The 17,407-nt window shown below is 59.5% G+C and carries 18 protein-coding genes and 1 pseudogene; 16 read left to right on the top strand and 3 right to left on the bottom strand.

What is annotated here, in order from left to right; translation table 11 throughout:
* Positions 1–196: 196 nt before the first annotated feature.
* The 6 genes from BOP96_RS00095 (at position 197) to dacB (ending at position 6,770) form a co-directional block, all read left to right on the top strand.
* Positions 197–832 carry a response regulator transcription factor gene (locus tag BOP96_RS00095; protein ID WP_014717036.1) on the top strand — a complete coding sequence of 212 codons (636 nt, stop codon included), beginning with the start codon at positions 197–199 and terminating at the stop codon, positions 830–832.
* A 232-nt stretch (positions 833–1,064) separates the two neighbouring features.
* A complete protein-coding gene (locus BOP96_RS00090) occupies positions 1,065–1,709 on the top strand; it encodes a DUF1120 domain-containing protein (RefSeq protein ID WP_014717037.1) in 645 nt (214 codons plus the stop codon).
* Between the two features lie 99 nt (positions 1,710–1,808).
* Positions 1,809–2,279: a nuclear transport factor 2 family protein gene (locus BOP96_RS00085; protein WP_020301224.1), complete on the top strand. Its 471-nt coding sequence runs from the start codon at positions 1,809–1,811 to the stop codon at positions 2,277–2,279.
* Positions 2,280–2,316: 37 nt separating this feature from the next.
* Positions 2,317–2,601, top strand: a complete 285-nt coding sequence (locus tag BOP96_RS00080; RefSeq protein ID WP_073451577.1) for a GIY-YIG nuclease family protein — start codon at positions 2,317–2,319, stop codon at positions 2,599–2,601.
* A gap of 127 nt (positions 2,602–2,728) precedes the next feature.
* Positions 2,729–5,143 carry a TonB-dependent siderophore receptor gene (locus BOP96_RS00075; protein WP_038449008.1) on the top strand — a complete coding sequence of 805 codons (2,415 nt, stop codon included), beginning with the start codon at positions 2,729–2,731 and terminating at the stop codon, positions 5,141–5,143.
* A gap of 169 nt (positions 5,144–5,312) precedes the next feature.
* Positions 5,313–6,770 (top strand): D-alanyl-D-alanine carboxypeptidase/D-alanyl-D-alanine endopeptidase, encoded by a 1,458-nt coding sequence (dacB, locus tag BOP96_RS00070; RefSeq protein ID WP_038449010.1) that lies wholly within the window; start codon positions 5,313–5,315, stop codon positions 6,768–6,770.
* A 1-nt stretch (position 6,771) separates the two neighbouring features.
* Here dacB and BOP96_RS00065 read toward each other — a convergent pair whose 3' ends face one another.
* Positions 6,772–7,551: an IclR family transcriptional regulator gene (locus BOP96_RS00065; protein WP_014717042.1), complete on the bottom strand. Its 780-nt coding sequence runs from the start codon at positions 7,549–7,551 to the stop codon at positions 6,772–6,774.
* Positions 7,552–7,671: 120 nt separating this feature from the next.
* Between BOP96_RS00065 and hmgA the strand changes: the two genes are divergently transcribed.
* From hmgA to BOP96_RS00045, 4 genes are all read left to right on the top strand, one after another.
* On the top strand, positions 7,672–8,955 hold the full coding sequence (gene hmgA / locus BOP96_RS00060; RefSeq protein WP_073451575.1) for a homogentisate 1,2-dioxygenase: 1,284 nt from the start codon (positions 7,672–7,674) through the stop codon (positions 8,953–8,955).
* A gap of 3 nt (positions 8,956–8,958) precedes the next feature.
* The gene (fahA, locus tag BOP96_RS00055; protein WP_073451573.1) at positions 8,959–10,245 is read left to right on the top strand and encodes a fumarylacetoacetase; all 1,287 of its coding nucleotides are present in this window, start codon (positions 8,959–8,961) and stop codon (positions 10,243–10,245) included.
* Between the two features lie 12 nt (positions 10,246–10,257).
* Positions 10,258–10,893 carry a maleylacetoacetate isomerase gene (gene maiA / locus BOP96_RS00050; protein ID WP_032903326.1) on the top strand — a complete coding sequence of 212 codons (636 nt, stop codon included), beginning with the start codon at positions 10,258–10,260 and terminating at the stop codon, positions 10,891–10,893.
* A gap of 255 nt (positions 10,894–11,148) precedes the next feature.
* Positions 11,149–12,480 carry an MFS transporter gene (locus tag BOP96_RS00045; protein ID WP_014717046.1) on the top strand — a complete coding sequence of 444 codons (1,332 nt, stop codon included), beginning with the start codon at positions 11,149–11,151 and terminating at the stop codon, positions 12,478–12,480.
* On the opposite strand, the gene BOP96_RS00040 is transcribed toward BOP96_RS00045, so the two are convergent.
* A complete protein-coding gene (locus BOP96_RS00040) occupies positions 12,466–13,269 on the bottom strand; it encodes a SirB1 family protein (RefSeq protein WP_014717047.1) in 804 nt (267 codons plus the stop codon). The two genes, BOP96_RS00045 and BOP96_RS00040, sit on opposite strands and share 15 nt — an antisense overlap.
* A gap of 187 nt (positions 13,270–13,456) precedes the next feature.
* Here BOP96_RS00040 and BOP96_RS00035 point away from each other — a divergent pair, with 187 nt between their 5' ends.
* Positions 13,457–14,476, top strand: coding sequence for a Glu/Leu/Phe/Val dehydrogenase family protein (locus BOP96_RS00035; RefSeq protein ID WP_014717048.1), 1,020 nt, complete (start codon positions 13,457–13,459; stop codon positions 14,474–14,476).
* Between the two features lie 55 nt (positions 14,477–14,531).
* On the opposite strand, the gene BOP96_RS00030 is transcribed toward BOP96_RS00035, so the two are convergent.
* Positions 14,532–14,792, bottom strand: coding sequence for a YebG family protein (locus BOP96_RS00030; RefSeq protein WP_003188807.1), 261 nt, complete (start codon positions 14,790–14,792; stop codon positions 14,532–14,534).
* 420 nt (positions 14,793–15,212) lie between these two features.
* Between BOP96_RS00030 and BOP96_RS00025 the strand changes: the two genes are divergently transcribed.
* The 5 genes and pseudogenes from BOP96_RS00025 to BOP96_RS00005 all read left to right on the top strand — a co-directional run bounded on the left by BOP96_RS00025 (position 15,213) and on the right by BOP96_RS00005 (position 17,043).
* The gene (locus BOP96_RS00025; RefSeq protein WP_014717049.1) at positions 15,213–15,458 is read left to right on the top strand and encodes a DUF6124 family protein; all 246 of its coding nucleotides are present in this window, start codon (positions 15,213–15,215) and stop codon (positions 15,456–15,458) included.
* A gap of 151 nt (positions 15,459–15,609) precedes the next feature.
* Positions 15,610–15,798 carry a type II toxin-antitoxin system RelB family antitoxin gene (gene relB, locus BOP96_RS00020; protein ID WP_014717050.1) on the top strand — a complete coding sequence of 63 codons (189 nt, stop codon included), beginning with the start codon at positions 15,610–15,612 and terminating at the stop codon, positions 15,796–15,798.
* The gene (locus BOP96_RS00015) at positions 15,788–16,057 is read left to right on the top strand and encodes a type II toxin-antitoxin system RelE/ParE family toxin (RefSeq protein WP_014717051.1); all 270 of its coding nucleotides are present in this window, start codon (positions 15,788–15,790) and stop codon (positions 16,055–16,057) included. The genes relB and BOP96_RS00015 overlap by 11 nt, the downstream gene beginning before the upstream one ends.
* A gap of 169 nt (positions 16,058–16,226) precedes the next feature.
* Positions 16,227–16,472: pseudogene (locus BOP96_RS00010) on the top strand (phosphate-starvation-inducible PsiE family protein); the annotation flags it as partial.
* 121 nt (positions 16,473–16,593) lie between these two features.
* Positions 16,594–17,043: a phosphate-starvation-inducible protein PsiE gene (locus BOP96_RS00005; RefSeq protein WP_073451568.1), complete on the top strand. Its 450-nt coding sequence runs from the start codon at positions 16,594–16,596 to the stop codon at positions 17,041–17,043.
* The last annotated feature ends 364 nt before the right edge of the window (positions 17,044–17,407 follow it).

The following is a 17,407-nucleotide window of genomic DNA, read 5'->3' as shown; positions in this document are numbered from 1 at the left end:
AAGAACCCGCCGGGGTTGTAAGTGCTGCTGACTGCCTAGTTTTGGTTGTAGGTACTTTCCTATTGTGTTGTAGTCCAAAAAATACCCACTACTGAATATTGGGCGCGGCTGCAAGCAGCTCTTTGTTAGCAGTTGTTGATGGGCGCTGGCGGAGGTATTTTGCGCGGGTCCAAGTTGCCATCATGCGTGGGTATCTATGCTTCGAGTAATTATTGCTGACGATCATCCTATTGTCCGAGTCGGGCAGAAAGTCGTGATTGAGGCGAATGGCAAGTGCAAAGTGGTGGGTGAGGCCGACGGTCCTGATCAGTTGCTTGGGGTATTGAGCACCACCCCGTGCGATGTGCTCGTCACGGACTTCGCCATGCCGGGCGGCCAGCACGCTGACGGTTATGGTTTGTTGGGGCTGCTGCATCGCCAGTATCCGAAGTTGCCGGTGATTCTGGTGACCATGTTCGCCAACGTCGCCACCTTGCGCGCGTCTTTCGCTCATGGTGCCAAGGCGGTTGTCGCCAAAAGCGCTTCGGCCAGGGAGTTGCCCCTGGCCATAAAGGCGGTGTGCGCCGGGCAGACCTTTGCCAGCGAATGCCTGCGAGTGCAACTGGTTGAGGCGGGAACGGGCGATCAATCCCAAGAGCCGCAGTTGTCGGGCAAGGAACGCGAGGTGGTGCGGATGCTGGCCAGCGGCATGACCGTCAGCCAGATCGCAGCACAGGTCAATCGCAGTATTTCAACTATCAGCAAGCAGAAAAGCACCGCCATGCAACGGTTGAGTATTTCTACCGACGTTGACTTGTTTGCTTACGCCCGAGATGCGGGAATGGTGCCTTAGAAAGTTACAGTTTTATGACGAGGCTGAAACTAACCGGTGTTTTTTTTAATTCGTATTAGTTGTATGGGGTTTGAAAGAGGCGGTCTTTAAAGTAGCCACGGTGCCTTTGCAATATGTGCGATGGCCGTCCCCAAATCCCTAGTCTATTAGATGAGTCGAACATGCAGGTTGATGGCGCACGTGCAGGTGCCTTTTGTCCTGTGTAGTTGAACGACCGCAAGTGAGCGCTTATATGCATCCCTCTCGTGTACTTATTACCGCCGCGTTTGTGCTGGCCGGTGTTTCCAATGCAATGGCCGCCTCCAGTGTGGACCTCAGTGTCGTCGGTGTGATCACGCCCTCCGCCTGTACACCCACATTGTCCGGTGATGGGGTCGTGGACCATGGCAAAATCTCGATTCAGGACTTCCCGGAGTTTGGCTATAAAGTACTTCCAAAGGCCACGCTGCAGCTCGAGGTGGCCTGTGATGCGCCGGTGCTGATGGCCGTCAAGAGCACGGATAATCGCCCGGGCACTGCAATTCCCACGTATCCAACTCAGCCGCAAGACCTTTCACGTTTTGGTCTGGGCCTGACCAGCGCCGGGAAGAAAATCGGTTGGTACGAACTGTCAACGTCTAACGCTACCGCCGACGATAACCCTGTTGGTTTAATCGAGTCCCCGACTGGTAATACCTGGGTGAATGCACCCGACCGTTCGACGTGGCAGCCAGGCTGGATGCGTACCGCCCACGACAGCAGTAGTGCGCCTTTTCCAATGACCAGATTCAGTGCGCAAGTGGGCGTTGCCACGACCCTGACGGGCAAGAGGGATTTGCCGATTGCCGAGGAAGTTTACATAGACGGTAGCGCTACGCTCGACGTCGTCTACCTTTAACGCTGTGGGGCATCACGCATTCCTTACGGGTAAAGCCATAGCTTTATGCTGTAACGCGGACTATTGTTCAGCCCCCTGTTCATTGTGCGGAACCTGCCCATGAGTGATGCCCACAACGCCCTGATCACCCAGTTCTATAGCGCTTTCCAGCGGCTGGATGCCGAAGCCATGGCGGCCTGCTACACCGACGATGTGCTGTTCAGCGACCCGGCATTTGGCGAATTGCGCGGTCGGGATGCCGGCGACATGTGGCGCATGCTCACCACGCGAGCCAAGGACTTTTCCCTGGTGTTCGATCAAGTGCGCAGCGATGACACGGGTGGCAGTGCCCACTGGGTGGCGACGTATCTGTTCAGTGCGACGGGCAATACGGTGGTCAACGATATCCAGGCGCGGTTCGTGTTTCGCGACGGCAAGATCTGCGAGCATCACGACCATTTTGACCTGTGGCGTTGGTCGCGCCAGGCCTTGGGTGCCAAGGGCCTGTTGCTGGGGTGGACGCCGCTGGTGAAAAACGCCGTGCGCGCGCAGGCCAATAAAGGCCTGAAGGTATTTCAGAGCGGGCGTTGATAGACTGGGCGCTCCCTTGCGTTAACCGAATCAACTTGTGAATACTCCTGAACCAAAAAAACCCTGGTTTGTCTATCTGGTGCGCGCCGCCAATGGTTCGTTGTATTGCGGCATCAGCAACGACCCTTTGCGCCGGTTTGCCAAGCACCAGAGCGGTAAGGGGGCGCGTTTTTTCCTCTCCAGCCCTGCGGTGGCGCTGGTGTACACCGAGCAATGCGCGAGCAAAGGCGAAGCGTTGCGTCAGGAACGCTTGATCAAGAAGTTGAAAAAGAGCGCCAAGGAGTGCCTGGCGGCAAGTGGCTCCCCCACCAACGCCTCCTGAGTACGCGAGGGCGGCTAAAAAAGTTATTTGCATAAAAAAGGTGAGGTAAACCCTCGGCCCATCCGTGTAATGCTTGAAACTGCGATCAATTCGCATTAACAGCGTTTTTTACACGGATTCTCACAGCATGAAGTCGACGGCGGGCGGTTGGATCAAACAGTGGCTGGGAGCCTCGGCATTAGCGGTATCGGGGCTGGCGTTGTTGCCGCTTGGCATTGCCCAGGCGCAGGAGCAGCAAAGCACTCAATTCAAGTTTGCCCTGGCGGCCAAGCCATTGCCTCAGGCGCTGAGCGAGTTCAGCCGGATCACCGGTATCAGCGTGATCTACACCGATGAAGCGCCCTACGGCCTCAATGCCCCGGCGGTCAGCGGGCCGATGACTGCAAGCCAGGCGCTGCAACGTCTGTTGAGCCAGTCCGGCTTCACCTTCCGCCAGATCGACGCCCGAACCCTGGCGCTGGAGCCGGTGCCTACCGATGGCGCGGTCAACCTCGGCGCTACTACCATCAGCGGCACCAACCTCGCTCAGGACAGCACCAGCTACCAACCGCCGCCGACCAGTTCGGTGATGCGCTCCCATGGGTTGCTGCTGGAAGCCCCGCAGACCGTCAACGTAGTCCCGGCTCAAGTGCTGCGCGACCAACAACCGCGCAACCTGGATGATGCGCTGGGCAATATCAGCGGCATCACTCAGTCCAATACCCTGGGCAGCACCCAGGATGCGGTGATGTTGCGCGGCTTCGGCGACAACCGTAATGGCTCGATCATGAAGGACGGTATGCCAGTGGTGCAGGGCCGGGCATTGAACGCTACCGCCGAGCGTGTCGAAGTGCTCAAGGGCCCGTCATCGCTGTTGTATGGCATCCAGGACCCGGGCGGTGTGGTCAATATCGTCAGCAAAAAGCCTGAACGGGTGCAGTCCACCTCCCTGACAGCGCGCGGCTCGACCTTCGGCAGCGGCAAGAATGGCAGCGGCGGCAACCTCGATACCACCGGCCCCCTCGGTGACAGTGGCTTGGCCTATCGCCTGATCGTCGACCATGAAGACGAAGACTACTGGCGCAACTACGGCACCCACCGCGAGACCCTGGTGGCGCCGTCCCTGGCCTGGTACGGCGACACCACCCAAGTGGTGCTAGCCTATGAGCATCGCGAATTTCTCGCGCCGTTTGACCGTGGCACCGCCATCGACCCCAAGACCAACCATCCGTTGAACATCCCCGCCACCCGCCGTCTGGATGAGCCTTTCAACAACATGGAAGGCCGCTCCGATCTGTACCGCTTGACTGTCGATCATGATCTCAACGACGACTGGAAAGCCCACTTCGGCTACAGCTGGAACCGCGAAACCTACGACGCCAGCCAGGTGCGCGTGGTCAAGGTCAACCCCAACGGCACCCTGACCCGCAGCATGGACGGCACTCAGGGCGCACTGACCACCGACCGCTTCGCCACCGCCAGCCTCGAAGGCAAGGTCGATGTTGCGGGTATGCAGCACGACCTGGTATTTGGCCTGGACGATGAATACCGCAAGATCTACCGCGCCGACCTGATCCGCCAGGCACCGCGAGGCAGCTTCGATTACAACAACCCGGTGTACGGCAACGAAGTCGCCGGTTCCAAAGTCAGCGCGCCGGACAGCAACCAGACCGATCTGCTGCGCAGCGATTCGTTGTTCTTCCAGGATGCCATCCATCTCAACGAGCAATGGATTCTGGTCGGCGGTGCGCGTTACCAGATGTACGACCAATACGCCGGCAAAGGCGTGCCGTTCACCGCCAACACCGACGGCAATGGCCAGAAGTGGGTGCCGCGGGCTGGGCTGGTGTATCGCTATAGCGATGAACTGTCGTTTTATGGCAGCTATACCGAGTCGTTCAAGCCCAACTCCACCATCGCGCCACTGGCCAATAAAACCGTGTTGAACGGCAGTTTGCAGCCGGAAGAATCCAAGGCCTGGGAATTGGGTACCAAGTTCGACCTGCCGGGGCGCATCACTGCCAGTGCGGCGCTGTTCACCATCGATAAACGCAACGTGTTGGTGCAGGTAGGCGAGGGCCTGACCTCGGAGTACAGCGTGGCCGGCAAGGTGCGCTCTCGCGGCCTGGAGTTGGATGCCAGCGGCCAGCTGACGGATAAGTGGAGCCTGATCGGCAGCTATGCCTACACCGATGCCGAGGTCACCGAAGACCCCAAGCTCAAAGGCAATCGCCTGCAGAATGTGGCAAAAAGCACCGGCTCGTTGTCGGCGGTGTATGACTTCGGCAGCATCCTGGGCGGTGATCAACTGCGCGTCGGCGCCGGGGCGCGTTATGTCGGCGAGCGGGCAGGGGACGCAGCCAACAGTTTCGAACTGCCCAGCTACACCGTGGCTGATGTGTTCGCCAGCTACGACACCAAGCTTGAGGGGCAGAAGGTCAAGTTCCAGCTCAACGTGAAAAACCTGTTCGACCGTACCTACTACACGTCCTCGGTGAATACGCAGTTTGTGTCCATGGGCGATGCGCGGCAGGTGTCGGTGTCCAGCACCTTGACCTTCTGATTCATTTATCTGTGGGAGCTGGCTTGCCTGCGATGGCATCGACCGGGTTTGCCTGATACACCGAGTTGTCTGCATCGCAGGCAAGCCAGCTCCCACAGGAAAGCGGTCGCCACATTGATAGCGAGCTGTTAGCGTTGCCGCCATTGCATGCTTATGGAAAACGCGACTGATGTACTTTGGAAAATGGTTACGCACCGGCACCCTGCTGGTCGGTTTGAGTTTTTTACTGGGCGGCTGCGCCAGCGTCTCCCAAACTTCCACGCCGGCAACCCTGGATAAACTGCTGAGCGATCCGGCGCTGCAAGGTGCTACGGTCTCGCTGATGGTACGTGACGCCCGCACGGGCTCCACGCTGTATCAGCACAACCCACGCACCCGGTTGGTGCCCGCGTCCAACCTCAAGTTGTTGACCACGGCGGCGGCCATGGATGTGCTGGGGCCGCAATACCGCTTCGCCACCCAACTGCTGAGCAACGGCATACGCCAGGGCGACCGCCTGACCGGCAACCTGTACCTGCGTGGCCTGGGCGACCCGAGCATTCAGTTTGCCGACTACCAGGCGCTGGCCGCGCAGTTGGCCAGCCAGGGCGTACGCCAGGTACAGGGCGATCTGGTGTTCGACGACACCTGGTTCGATGCTGAGCGATTGGGGGTGGATTGGTCCCATGACGATGAAACCACCTACTACGGCGCGCAGATTTCGGCGCTGACTGTGGCACCCAATGCGGACTTTGATGCAGGCAGTGTGCTGGTCACGGCCAAGGCGCCGTTACGGGCCGGCACCCCGGTGAGTGTCGATATTTTCCCGCCTACTGATTACCTGCAACTGAGCAACCGTGCCATGAGCGGTCCGGGCAACAGTTATGGGATCAACCGTCGCCATGGCACCAACCTGTTGCAACTCAGTGGCGCAGTGGCGCCGGGAAAGCAGAGCCAGCAATTGGTCAGCGTCTGGGAGCCAACGCAACTGGTCGCGAATCTGTTTGAACAAGCCTTGGCGCAACAGGGCATCACCGTACTGGGGCGTCGGGTGATGGGCGGGGCAAGCCCGACGGCGGTAACGGTGCTGGCCGAGCACCAATCGGCGCCGTTACAGGATTTGATCACGCCGTTGCTCAAGCTTTCGAACAACAACATGTCCGAAGCCTTGCTCAAGGCCATGGGGCGCCAGACCGCCAATAGCGGCACGGCAGCGGCGGGCGCTGTGGCGGTGGCCGGGTTCCTTAAGCGTCAGGGGCTGGACACCGCCACGTTCAACCAGGTCGACGGCTCCGGCCTGTCACGGCGCAACCTGGTGTCGTCGCAAACCCTCACCGACCTGTTGCTGGCCGCCAGCAAACAGCCGTGGTTCGACGCCTGGTACAACGCGCTGCCGATTGCCGGCAACACCGACCGCATGACCGGCGGCAGCCTGCGCTATCGTCTGCGCGACACGCAGGCGCAAAACAACCTGCACGCCAAGACCGGCTCCATGGGCGGCGTGTCGTCATTGAGTGGTTACATCACCGACGCCGGCGGGCGCAAGCTGGTGTTTTCGATGCTGACCAACAACTACGTGGTGGCCGGCGCCCAGGTCAAGGCGCTCGAGGATCACGTGGCAGTGGCGCTGGCGCGCAGCGACGAGTGATTCAGGGCTGATAGCCCATGCGCCAACTCACGGCCCGGGTCGCCGCCAGCAAGTGCTGCGCCGCCGGGCCATCTTCATCGGCATGGAACAGCGAGGTTGGGCCGACCACGGTCATCACCGCCGCCACGTGCCCGACCGCATTGAACACCGGCGCCGACAATGCATCCACGCCGGGCATCAGCAAGCCATGCACAAAGTGCAGGCCACGGCGGCGGATTTGCTCGCACACGCTGGCATAGGCCTGATCGTCCGCCAAGCTGTGGGCGGTGCCGGCCTGAACCTCGCGTTCGCGCAATTCTACAGTTTCCCGTGACGGCAGATAAGCGCTGAACACCAGCCCGGTGGAAGAGCTGAGCAGCGGCAACACTGAGCCCAGTTGCGTCACCACGGTAACGGCGCGCACTGCCGGCTCGATCTGCACCACGGTCGCGCCCTGGTTGCCCCACACCGCCAGAAAGCAGGTTTCATTCAATTCATCGCGCAGCTCTGCCAGGGGCATGGCGCCGACTTTCAACACATCCATGCTGCCCAGCGCCGCCAGCCCCACTCGCAATGCCTCTCGGCCCAGGCCGTAATGGTTGGTGGCTGCGTTCTGTTCGGCAAAACCCGACGCGATCAGGGCCTGCAAATAGCGGTGCACCTTGCTCGCCGGCATCTGCACATGTTCGGCCAGGCGTGACAACGAGGTGGCCGGGGACAGTTCGGCCAGGGCCTTGAGGATATCGGTGCCGACTTCCGCCGAGCGGACTTTCTGTTTACCGGTGTCGCGAGGCTTTTCCATGGAAGGGCGAGAATCCGAGAGATGAATGGGCGTCTTTATAGCTTGACGGTCGATAGTGATCAAATTACGTTATGCGTAACTGGATTACGATAAATACAACTGACCCTCAGAGGACGATCCATGAACCTCGAATACCTGTCGGGCTTCGGCAATGAATTCGCCAGCGAAGCCTTGCCCGGCGCGCTGCCGGTTGGCCAGAACTCGCCGCAGAAAGCCCCTTACGGCCTCTACACCGAACTGTTTTCCGGCACCGCCTTCACCATGGCCCGCAGCGAAGCCCGTCGCACCTGGCTGTACCGCATCCAGCCGTCGGCCAACCACCCGGCATTCGTCAAGCTTGCGCGGCAATTGGCCGGTGGCCCGTTGGGCGCGGTCACGCCGAATCGCTTGCGTTGGAACCCGTTGGATATCCCGAGTGAGCCGACGGACTTTATCGACGGCCTGGTGGGCATGGTCGCCAATTCGGGGGCGGAAAAACCAGCGGGCATCAGCATCTATAATTACCGCGCCAACCGCTCCATGGAGCGCGTGTTCTTCAATGCCGACGGCGAACTGCTGATCGTCCCCGAGCAGGGCCGCCTGCGCATCGCCACCGAACTGGGCGTGCTGGATGTCGAGCCGCTGGAAATTGTCGTGCTGCCCCGTGGTCTCAAGTTCCGTATCGAGCTGCTGGATGCGCAAGCACGCGGTTACGTCGCCGAGAACCACGGCGCCCCGCTGCGTCTGCCTGACCTGGGGCCGATTGGCAGCAACGGCCTGGCCAACCCCCGCGACTTTCTTACGCCGGTGGCCCGCTACGAAGACCTCAAGCAACCGACTACGCTGGTACAGAAGTTCCTCGGCGAACTGTGGGCCTGCGAGCTGGACCATTCACCGCTCAACGTGGTCGCCTGGCACGGCAACAATGTGCCGTACAAATACGACCTGCGTCGCTTCAACACCATTGGCACGGTGAGTTTCGATCATCCGGACCCGTCGATCTTCACCGTGCTGACCTCGCCCACCAGCGTGCATGGCCTGGCCAACCTCGACTTCGTGATCTTCCCGCCGCGCTGGATGGTGGCCGAGAACACCTTCCGGCCGCCGTGGTTCCATCGCAACCTGATGAACGAATACATGGGCCTGATCCAGGGCGCCTACGACGCCAAGGCCGAAGGCTTCCTGCCGGGCGGCGCATCGCTGCACAGTTGCATGAGCGCCCACGGCCCGGATGGCGAGACCTGCACCAAGGCCATCAACGCGGACCTTGCGCCGCACAAGATCGATAACACCATGGCGTTCATGTTCGAGGCCAGCCAAGTGCTGCGCCCGACCCAGTTCGCCCTGGAGTGCCCGCAACTGCAACCTGCTTACGACGCGTGCTGGGCTGCGCTGCCCGCCACCTTCAACCCGAATCGGAGATAACCCATGACGCAACCAACGCAGACTCGCAGCTGGGTGGCCTCGGCCAACGGTCACGCGGAGTTCCCCCTGCAGAACTTGCCCCTGGGCGTGTTCAGTATCAATGGCTCGGCACCGCGCAGTGGCGTGGCGATTGGCGATGCGATTCTCGACCTGCATGCCGCACTGGACGCGTTTGAGGGCGAAGCCCGACGCGCCGTCGAAGCCACTGCGGGCGGGCAGTTGAACGCGTTTTTCGAACTGGGCCGTGGCCCTCGCGTTGCCCTGCGCGAGCGCCTGCTGGAACTACTGGCCGAAGGCAGCGAGCTGCAAAACCGCGAAGCGCACGTGCTGCACCGTGCCGCCGATTGCCAGATGCACCTGCCGGCCAAGATCAATGACTACACCGACTTCTACGTCGGCATCGAGCACGCGCAAAACGTCGGCAAGTTGTTCCGCCCCGATAACCCGCTGTTGCCGAACTACAAATACGTGCCGATTGGTTACCATGGCCGTGCCTCGACCATTCGTCCCTCGGGTACAGAGGTGCGACGCCCTAAAGGCCAGACCCTGCCGGCCGGCCAGTCCGAACCGACCTTTGGCCCCTGCGCGCGCCTGGACTATGAGTTGGAGCTGGGCATCTGGATCGGCCAGGGCAATGCCATGGGCGATGCGATTGCCATTGGCGATGCCGCCGAGCATATCGCCGGTTTCTGCCTGCTCAACGACTGGTCGGCGCGGGATATCCAGGCCTGGGAGTACCAGCCGCTGGGGCCGTTCTTGTCGAAAAGCTTTATCACCAGCATCTCGCCGTGGGTGGTGACTGCCGAAGCCCTGGAGCCCTTCCGCAAAGCCCAGCCGCCGCGCCCTGAAGGTGATCCGCAACCGCTGCCTTACCTGTTGGATAAGCGTGATCAGAACGCGGGCGCCTTTGATATCGAACTGGAAGTGCTGCTCACCACGGCCTCGATGCGTGAGCAAAACCTGCCCGCCCATCGCCTGACCCTGAGCAACACCGAGCATATGTACTGGACCGTGGCGCAAATGGTGGCGCACCACAGCGTCAATGGCTGCCAGTTGCAGGCCGGCGACCTGTTTGGTTCGGGCACGTTGTCTGGCCCGCAGCCGGGGCAGTTTGGCAGCCTGTTGGAGATTACCGAAGGCGGTAAAAAGCCGATTGAACTGGCTTCCGGCGAGGTGCGCAAATTCCTCGAGGATGGCGACGAAATCATTCTGCGTGCCCGTTGCAGCCGCGAGGGTTTTGCCTCCATCGGCTTCGGCGAATGCCGCGGTACCGTGGTCGCGGCGCGCTGAGAGGGCAGGGCCATGGAACTCTATACTTACTACCGTTCTACCGCGTCGTATCGAGTACGTATTGCCCTGGCCCTCAAAGGCCTGGATTTCACGGCGCTGCCGGTCAACCTGCTGGTGCCGGCAGGCGGCGCCAACCGCCAGCCTGAATACCTGGCGATCAACCCCCAAGGGCGGGTGCCGGCACTGCGTACTGATGAAGGGGCGTTGCTGATCCAGTCACAGGCGATCATTGAGTACCTGGAGGAGCGTTATCCCCAGGTGCCGTTGCTCTCCAAAGACCTGGTAGCGCGCGCTCATGAGCGGGCGGTGGCGTCGATCATCGCCTGTGATATCCACCCGTTGCATAACTCCAGCACCCAGAACTTGCTGCGCAAGTGGGGGCACGATGAGGCGCAATTGCTGGAGTGGATCGGACACTGGATCAGCCAGGGCCTGGGCGCGGTGGAGCAGTTGATTGGCGACACCGGGTTTTGCTTTGGCGAGCAGCCGGGCTTGGCCGATGCGTTTCTAATTCCACAGCTGTACGCGGCCGAGCGTTTCAAGGTGCCCTTGGCGGCGTACCCACGCATTGGGCGGGTGGCGGCATTGGCGGCCCAACATCCGGCCTTCGTGCAGGCTCACCCCGCCAGTCAGCCTGACACACCCTAGGCCCCCTGTGGGAGGGGGGGGGAAGCCCCAATGCCGTTCAGTTATGCGAGCGCAATGCTCACAGCCATGAAGATCAAATGTGGGAGCTGGCTTGCCTGCGAAAGCGTTAGTGCAGTGGCAGATGCTGTGACTGTCACACCGCCTTCGCGGGCAAGCCCGCTCCCACAGGGGATTCGCGCTTGACTGACTGGCATTGGGGTAAGCCCCTCCCACATTTGATCGCGCCAACCTAATAAAAAATAAAGGTACCTTGCGATGCACAATCAGATAGCCAGCTTTCGTGCGGCACTCGACGCCCGTCCGGTGTCGCGCTACCAATGGTTGATTCTCCTGCTGCTGGCACTGCTACTGGTCACCGATGGCTACGACGCCCAGGTGTTGGGCTATGTAGTGCCGGCGCTGGCTCAGGACTGGGGCCTGGAAAAATCCGCGTTTGGCCCCGTGTTCAGCGCCAACCTGCTGGGCCTCACCCTCGGCTCGCTGTTGGTGACGCCGCTGGCGGATCGGTTTGGCGTGCGACGTATCCTGCTGGCATGCGTGCTGATCTACGCCAGCCTCACGGTATTGATGGTGTTCGCCAATTCCCTGACCACGTTGATGGCGGCGCGTTTTATCTGCGGCATCGGCATGGGCGGTGCGATGCCCAGTGCCATGGCGTTGATGTCAGAGTATTCGCCGCCACGCCTGCGCACCTTGATGGTGACCCTGGCCGCCTGTGGCTTTTCGTTCGGCGGCGCGGCGGGTGGCTTCGTGGCGGCGGGGTTTATCGACAGCTTTGGCTGGCAGGCGGTGTTCCTGGCCGGCGGTGTGACGCCGTTGCTGCTGTTCCCGTTCCTGGTGTGGCTGTTGCCCGAATCCTTGCCGCGCCTGTTGCGCGATGCGCCGCCCTATCTGCGTTTGCGCAGAGTCACGGCGCGGATGCTGCCCGACTGGCAGCCACCGCCCGCGACCGAAGCGGAAAACTTGAAGGAGCAAGGCAGCAAACTGACGGTAGTGGAGCTGTTTCGCAACGGCTACGCGCGCCCGACGCTGCTGATCTGGGCGACTTTTTTCGTCAGCCTGATCCTGCTGTATTTCATGATCAGTTGGTTGCCGTCGCTATTGCTCGAAAGCGGCCTGGCGTTGAACGAAGCCAACCTGGTCACCTCCATGTTCCTGTTCGCCGGCACCTTGGGCGCCATTCTCATGGCCTGGTTTGCCGACCGCCTGAAAAGCAAAGTACGGTTGCTGTCCGGCGTGCTGGCGGCGGCAGCGTTGTGCACCGTCCTGCTGGGCTTGAACCACGACAACCCACGCTACCTGGTGGCCTGCGTGTTCGCTGCCGGGTTCTGCATCATCGGCGGGCAACTGACCCTCAATGCCTTCGCGAGCAACTTCTACCCGGCGCACGTGCGCGCCACCGGCACAGGCTGGGCGTTGGGTGTGGGGCGATTCGGGTCGATTCTAGGGCCGCTGTTTGGCAGCCTGTTGTTGGCGATGCATATACCGGTCGAGCAGATTTTCTTTTTTTGCGCGATTCCGGCGGTGATTGCAGCGTTGCTGATTATTCAAGTGCGGGCTCCTACAGTGGGGTCAGTGCACCACTGAGTTGGGCGGCAGATGCCCCAGCCGCTCGGTCAGGCGCAAGCGCTGGATCGGGTCGTCGCTGAGCAGCAGCGCGTGTTCCAGGTCGAAGCGTTCGGCGCTGGGGCAGTCCAGGCGTTGATACAGGCTGGCCCGCGCCAGGTAGTCGGAGGCGCTGGCGTTGCCCAGTTCCAGTACGCGCTCGGCGTCCACCAGGGCGGCCAACGGTTCGTCGTTGGCAAGGTAGAGTTGGCGCAGGTTGCGCGACAGCCGTTGCAGGATGGCCCGTGGCTCGGCGGTCAGCAGGTGGTCGGCCTGCAATTTCAGCTTCGACCCATATTGGCGCGCCAGCAACTCGCGACAGTCGTTGGGGTACAGGCGCCGGCCGCCGCAAGGGTCCAACAGGTGATCGGCTCCCGGTACCCGCAGCAGGAAGTGCCCAGGGAAGTTCACGCCGACCATGGGGATATCCAGGCGCCGTGCCATCTCCAGGGCGATCAGGCCCATGGCCAAGGGTTGCCCGCGTTTGCGTTGCAGCACTTTGTCCAGCAGCGCGGCGGCGGGGCGCAACGGCGTATGGTCATCCTGGGCAAACCCCAGGTCATTCATGCGCCGCAGTAGCGGCTGGCCGAGTTCATCCGCCGGTAGCAAGGGCATGCCCAGGCTCACCTGTTGTTGTAGCGCACCAAGGTCGTGCAGGATCAACGCGGGCTGCACGCTGGCGTCATGCTCGGCAGCAATCCACAACGCGGCTTCAAACAGCGCGAGGGGTGAACGGTCCAGGCAGGCGAAAAAGGCTGTGCGGGGATTCATTGAGTTCTCCGGCGTATGCCCCCGTTTTAGCCTTGCTGCGAATTTTCGTCCAGCATCTTGAGAGATATCCCAAACTCTTATGTCGTAGATCCCACGAAAACGCGCGGCTTATTCCAGCGCAATCCAGCAGTTTTCTGCCGCAAGCCTATACTTGGCCCACTACCAGAAGTGATTCGGGAGCTCATTGATGTTTGCGCTCATGCACAGCACCCGCCTTGAATCGCTGCACCTGAGCGTTGATCCGGTGACCGGCTTGAAGGCGATCATCGCCATCCACAACAGTCGCCTGGGCCCAGCGTTGGGTGGCTGTCGTTACCTGGCTTACCCTAATGATGAAACCGCGGTGGCCGATGCCGCGCGCCTGGCGCAAGGCATGAGCTACAAAGCGGCACTGGCCGGGCTGCCGGTGGGCGGCGGCACGGCGGTGATCATCCGCCCCGTGCACGTGGAAAGCCGTGCGGCGCTGTTCGAGGCGTTTGGCCGTTGTGTGGAAAAACTCGACGGCCGCTTCATCACCTCGATCGACAGCGGTACCTCAGTTGCCGACATGGACTGCATCGCCCAGAACACTCGCTTTGTCACCAGCACCACCGCCGCCGGAGACCCTGCCCCTCATGCTGCCATGGGGGTGTTTGCCGGTATCCGCACTACCGCCATGGCGCGCCTGGGCAGCGACAACCTCGAGGGCCTGCGCGTCGCGGTGCAAGGCCTGGGGAATGTCGGTTATGCCCTGGCCGAACAATTGCACGCCGCCGGTGCCGAACTGCTGGTCAGCGATATCGACCACGGCAAGGTGCAACTGGCCATGGAGCAACTGGGCGCCCACCCGATTGCCAACGACGCCTTGCTCAGCACCCCCTGCGATATCCTTGCACCGTGCGGCGTCGGCGCCGTGTTCAACCGTAACAGCGTCGGCCAGTTGCGTTGCGCCGCCGTGGCGGGTGCCGCCAGCGCACAACTGACCAACCTGGACATCGCCGACCAATTGGAAGGCCGCGGCATCCTCTACGCGCCAGACTACGTGATCAACTCTGGCGGGCTGATCTACGTCGCCCTCAAACACGCCGGCACCGACCTGCCTGGCATCACCGCACACCTGTCGAACATCGGCAGCCGCCTGACCGAAATCTTTGCCCACGCCCAAGCCGAAAAACGCTCCCCCGCGCGGGTGGCCGATGAACTGGCCGAACGCTTGCTGTACAAATAGGCCAGGCATTAAAAAGGCCCTGAATCCATGATTCAGGGCCTGTTCAATTCGGGCTTTACTCTGCTGCCGGGTTCAGCAACTCGGACAGCGCGTCCGGTTGGCTCTTGAACGCCTTGGCAAATACATCACGGTTCTTCGCCATGTAAATCCCGGCTTCCTCCACCTGCTGCTCGCTCAACGACGGCACGGCTTTTTGCAACACCTCTGCCAGCAACTCAGCGAGTTCAAGCATCTTGTCATGACGGTCAGCTTCGGCTTTATCCATGAACAAACGCTCCAGATCTCGGCTGCTGCGGTATACCACTTCGACGGCCATTCACCACCTCACATGCCTTCACGATAGTTGTCTTTTGCGACTACTGTATTTATATACAGCGAAAAGGATAAGCCAAACGCTGGGGTTTGGGTAGTAGGTTTTTAATGTAGTTGGGAAATTGGGGTTTGCTACACCGGAAATTTCTGACAACTTGCCGGGGTTGCGCTGGAATTGTCCGGTGGCTTACCTTCTTCGGGCGCTGCATTTGCAGCGAGCGGGCTTGGCGGCCCACCAAGGAAGCGCAACGACCCCCTATGAGATTGCTGGGTTTTTACACGGCACTCTTGTTTTTATGGCGGGTTGCGCATGGACCCTTCGGGGTGCCGGGTTGTTCCTTACCGGTCCGCCAACCTTGTGCAATCCGTCACCCAATCTGCTTGGCGGCAGACGGTGATGGTTTCTTAACTAAGGAACTAGTCGATGAAGAAACACACACCCACCCCCCCGTCTACCGAGTCAGTGCTTTTCAGTGTCACTCCTGAAGCTGATACAGAAACCTTGCTGGCAAACGCCAGCGAAACCTTGAACAGCGCCCGTGAGATGGCCAGTACCCTGGCATTCGACCTTGATGGTCCACAGCGAAGCTTGGTCCTGGCGATTCATCAACTGATTGAAATGGGCGGTCTGCTAGTCGATCGAGCGCTGGAGCAAATTGCACCAGCTTGATGCCATGATCTGATCGTTCCCACGCCTGTGGGGACGGTCTAAAAAGTGATTGGTGAACACGGATTTTTTCTGTTACTCACTTCATCGCCGGGAGCACGACAGCGAAAACGCTAGCGACTAGACTCCTTTTACATCAACAACGGAGGCTTTTATGGACACTTCCTTTTCCTCAGGTATCCAAGCAGATATCGAAGAGCAGGCTGACAGCTACGACCGCTGGTTTCGCGCGAGAGTGCAGGCCGCTCTTGATGACCCAAGCCCTGGCATTCCTCACGACGAGGTGATGGCCGAGATGCAAGCGCTGATCGAATCTAAACTCAAGAAAGGCGATGCTGATTGAATGGCTGCCCGCAGCGCGGGTAGAACTCCGGCAAATTATTGAGTACCTCAGTCATCGTAATCCTGTAGCAGCGCTTGAGCTTAAGCGATCAATCGAAGCTTCAGTGCTTGCCCTCTCGCGCAGACCCCATCTTTACCGCCCCGGCAGAATCGGCGGAACACGAGAGATGGTGGTACATCCGAATTATCTGGTTGTATACAAAGTGACAGACAATATTCGGATTCTCTCGGTTTTACACGCACGCCAGCGATATCCTTGAAGTTTTCGTTTTTCGGATGAGCAAAAGATCTACTCTGCTCATCCTCCTGCGTGCCTCATGCTAGCCAGTCATCATCTCATGCCTGCCCTCTGGCCTTGTTTCTGCATACAGAACAACCGTCACGTCCAACCGGCATTATCCGGTCGAATCGACCTAAGGAAGCATCATCGTGAAAATCAACTGGGCCGAAAGGCTGCGCCAGCAAGTGCACGGGCTAGCCGAGTCCCTGGGCAATCTGTTTGTCGAGTCGTTCCATTACCTGGCGCTGTTCGCCATTGGTGCGGTGACCGCATGGGCGGCGGTGATGGAATTTCTGGGGATGCTGGAGAACGGGCACATCAAGATCGATGACATCTTGCTGTTGTTCATCTACCTGGAATTGGGCGCCATGGTCGGGATTTACTTCAAGACCAACCCATCTGAATCTAACATTTTTTCTTATGGGCAAAAAAAGGGCGAAACCCCTATGATTGCTGGTCTTTGGCGCGCTTAAGGCCAGCTACGCGGTATTTTCTTTGATGGTAGGGGTGTGAGTGATGAGCGAAATACGTGGAGTTGAGAAGCTGCGCAAAAGCCTTCATGGTGGTGCAGATTCGCTTGGGAATTTAGTGGTCGAGGCTTTCCACTACCTCGCTCTGTTTGGCATAGCTCTGATTACGATTTGGGCAGCGATTAGCGCATTCATCGGAATGCTTGGCCAAGAGAAAATAAGCGTTGATGACATTCTGTTGCTATTCATTTATTTAGAATTATTAGCAATGAGCGGGATTTATTTTAAAACAAATCATATGCCTCTGCGTTTTTTGCTTTACATCGGCGTGACGGCACTGATTAGGCTTTTGATTAGCGATGTTTCGCACCACAACGCACCAGACCTTGGCATTATCTATGTGTGTGGCGGTGTGCTTCTATTGGCATTTGCAATTCTGGTGGTTAGATTTTCGTCTTCTAGATTTCCATCTGTAAAAGACAAGTCTGAGAATTGAGTCGATGAATCTATGGCTATGAGAAAGACTTTGCAGGAATAGCTTTAATTTAAAAAGTGTCTTGGCGGATACTCAAGCGACAAAGGCATGATCCAAAGGTTTGGGGCTTGCAGTGCTGAACAATTTCGCGCAGCGAGTGCCCGAACCTCTTAAAATGAATGATCATCAAGGATCAATAAAAGTTATTGACCTGTCGAATGCATTTTCAATTCTAATGCATGAGCCAATACCCAACAATTGATGGCTAGTTTTGCTGACGCCTTTAGGTTTTTAAAGAGGGCGGTTGCAGGAGCTGAGTGCAACACGGTTATTGAATTGAAGCCGGAGCATCATGCCGCATTGCCATGGAATTTTGCATGACCTC

The sequence above is a fragment of the Pseudomonas sp. FSL W5-0203 genome (genome assembly GCF_001896155.1).
Lineage (GTDB): Bacteria > Pseudomonadota > Gammaproteobacteria > Pseudomonadales > Pseudomonadaceae > Aquipseudomonas > Aquipseudomonas paracarnis.
Note: the sequence above shows the minus strand (reverse complement) of the source record. Positions and strands in the feature narration are given on the sequence as shown.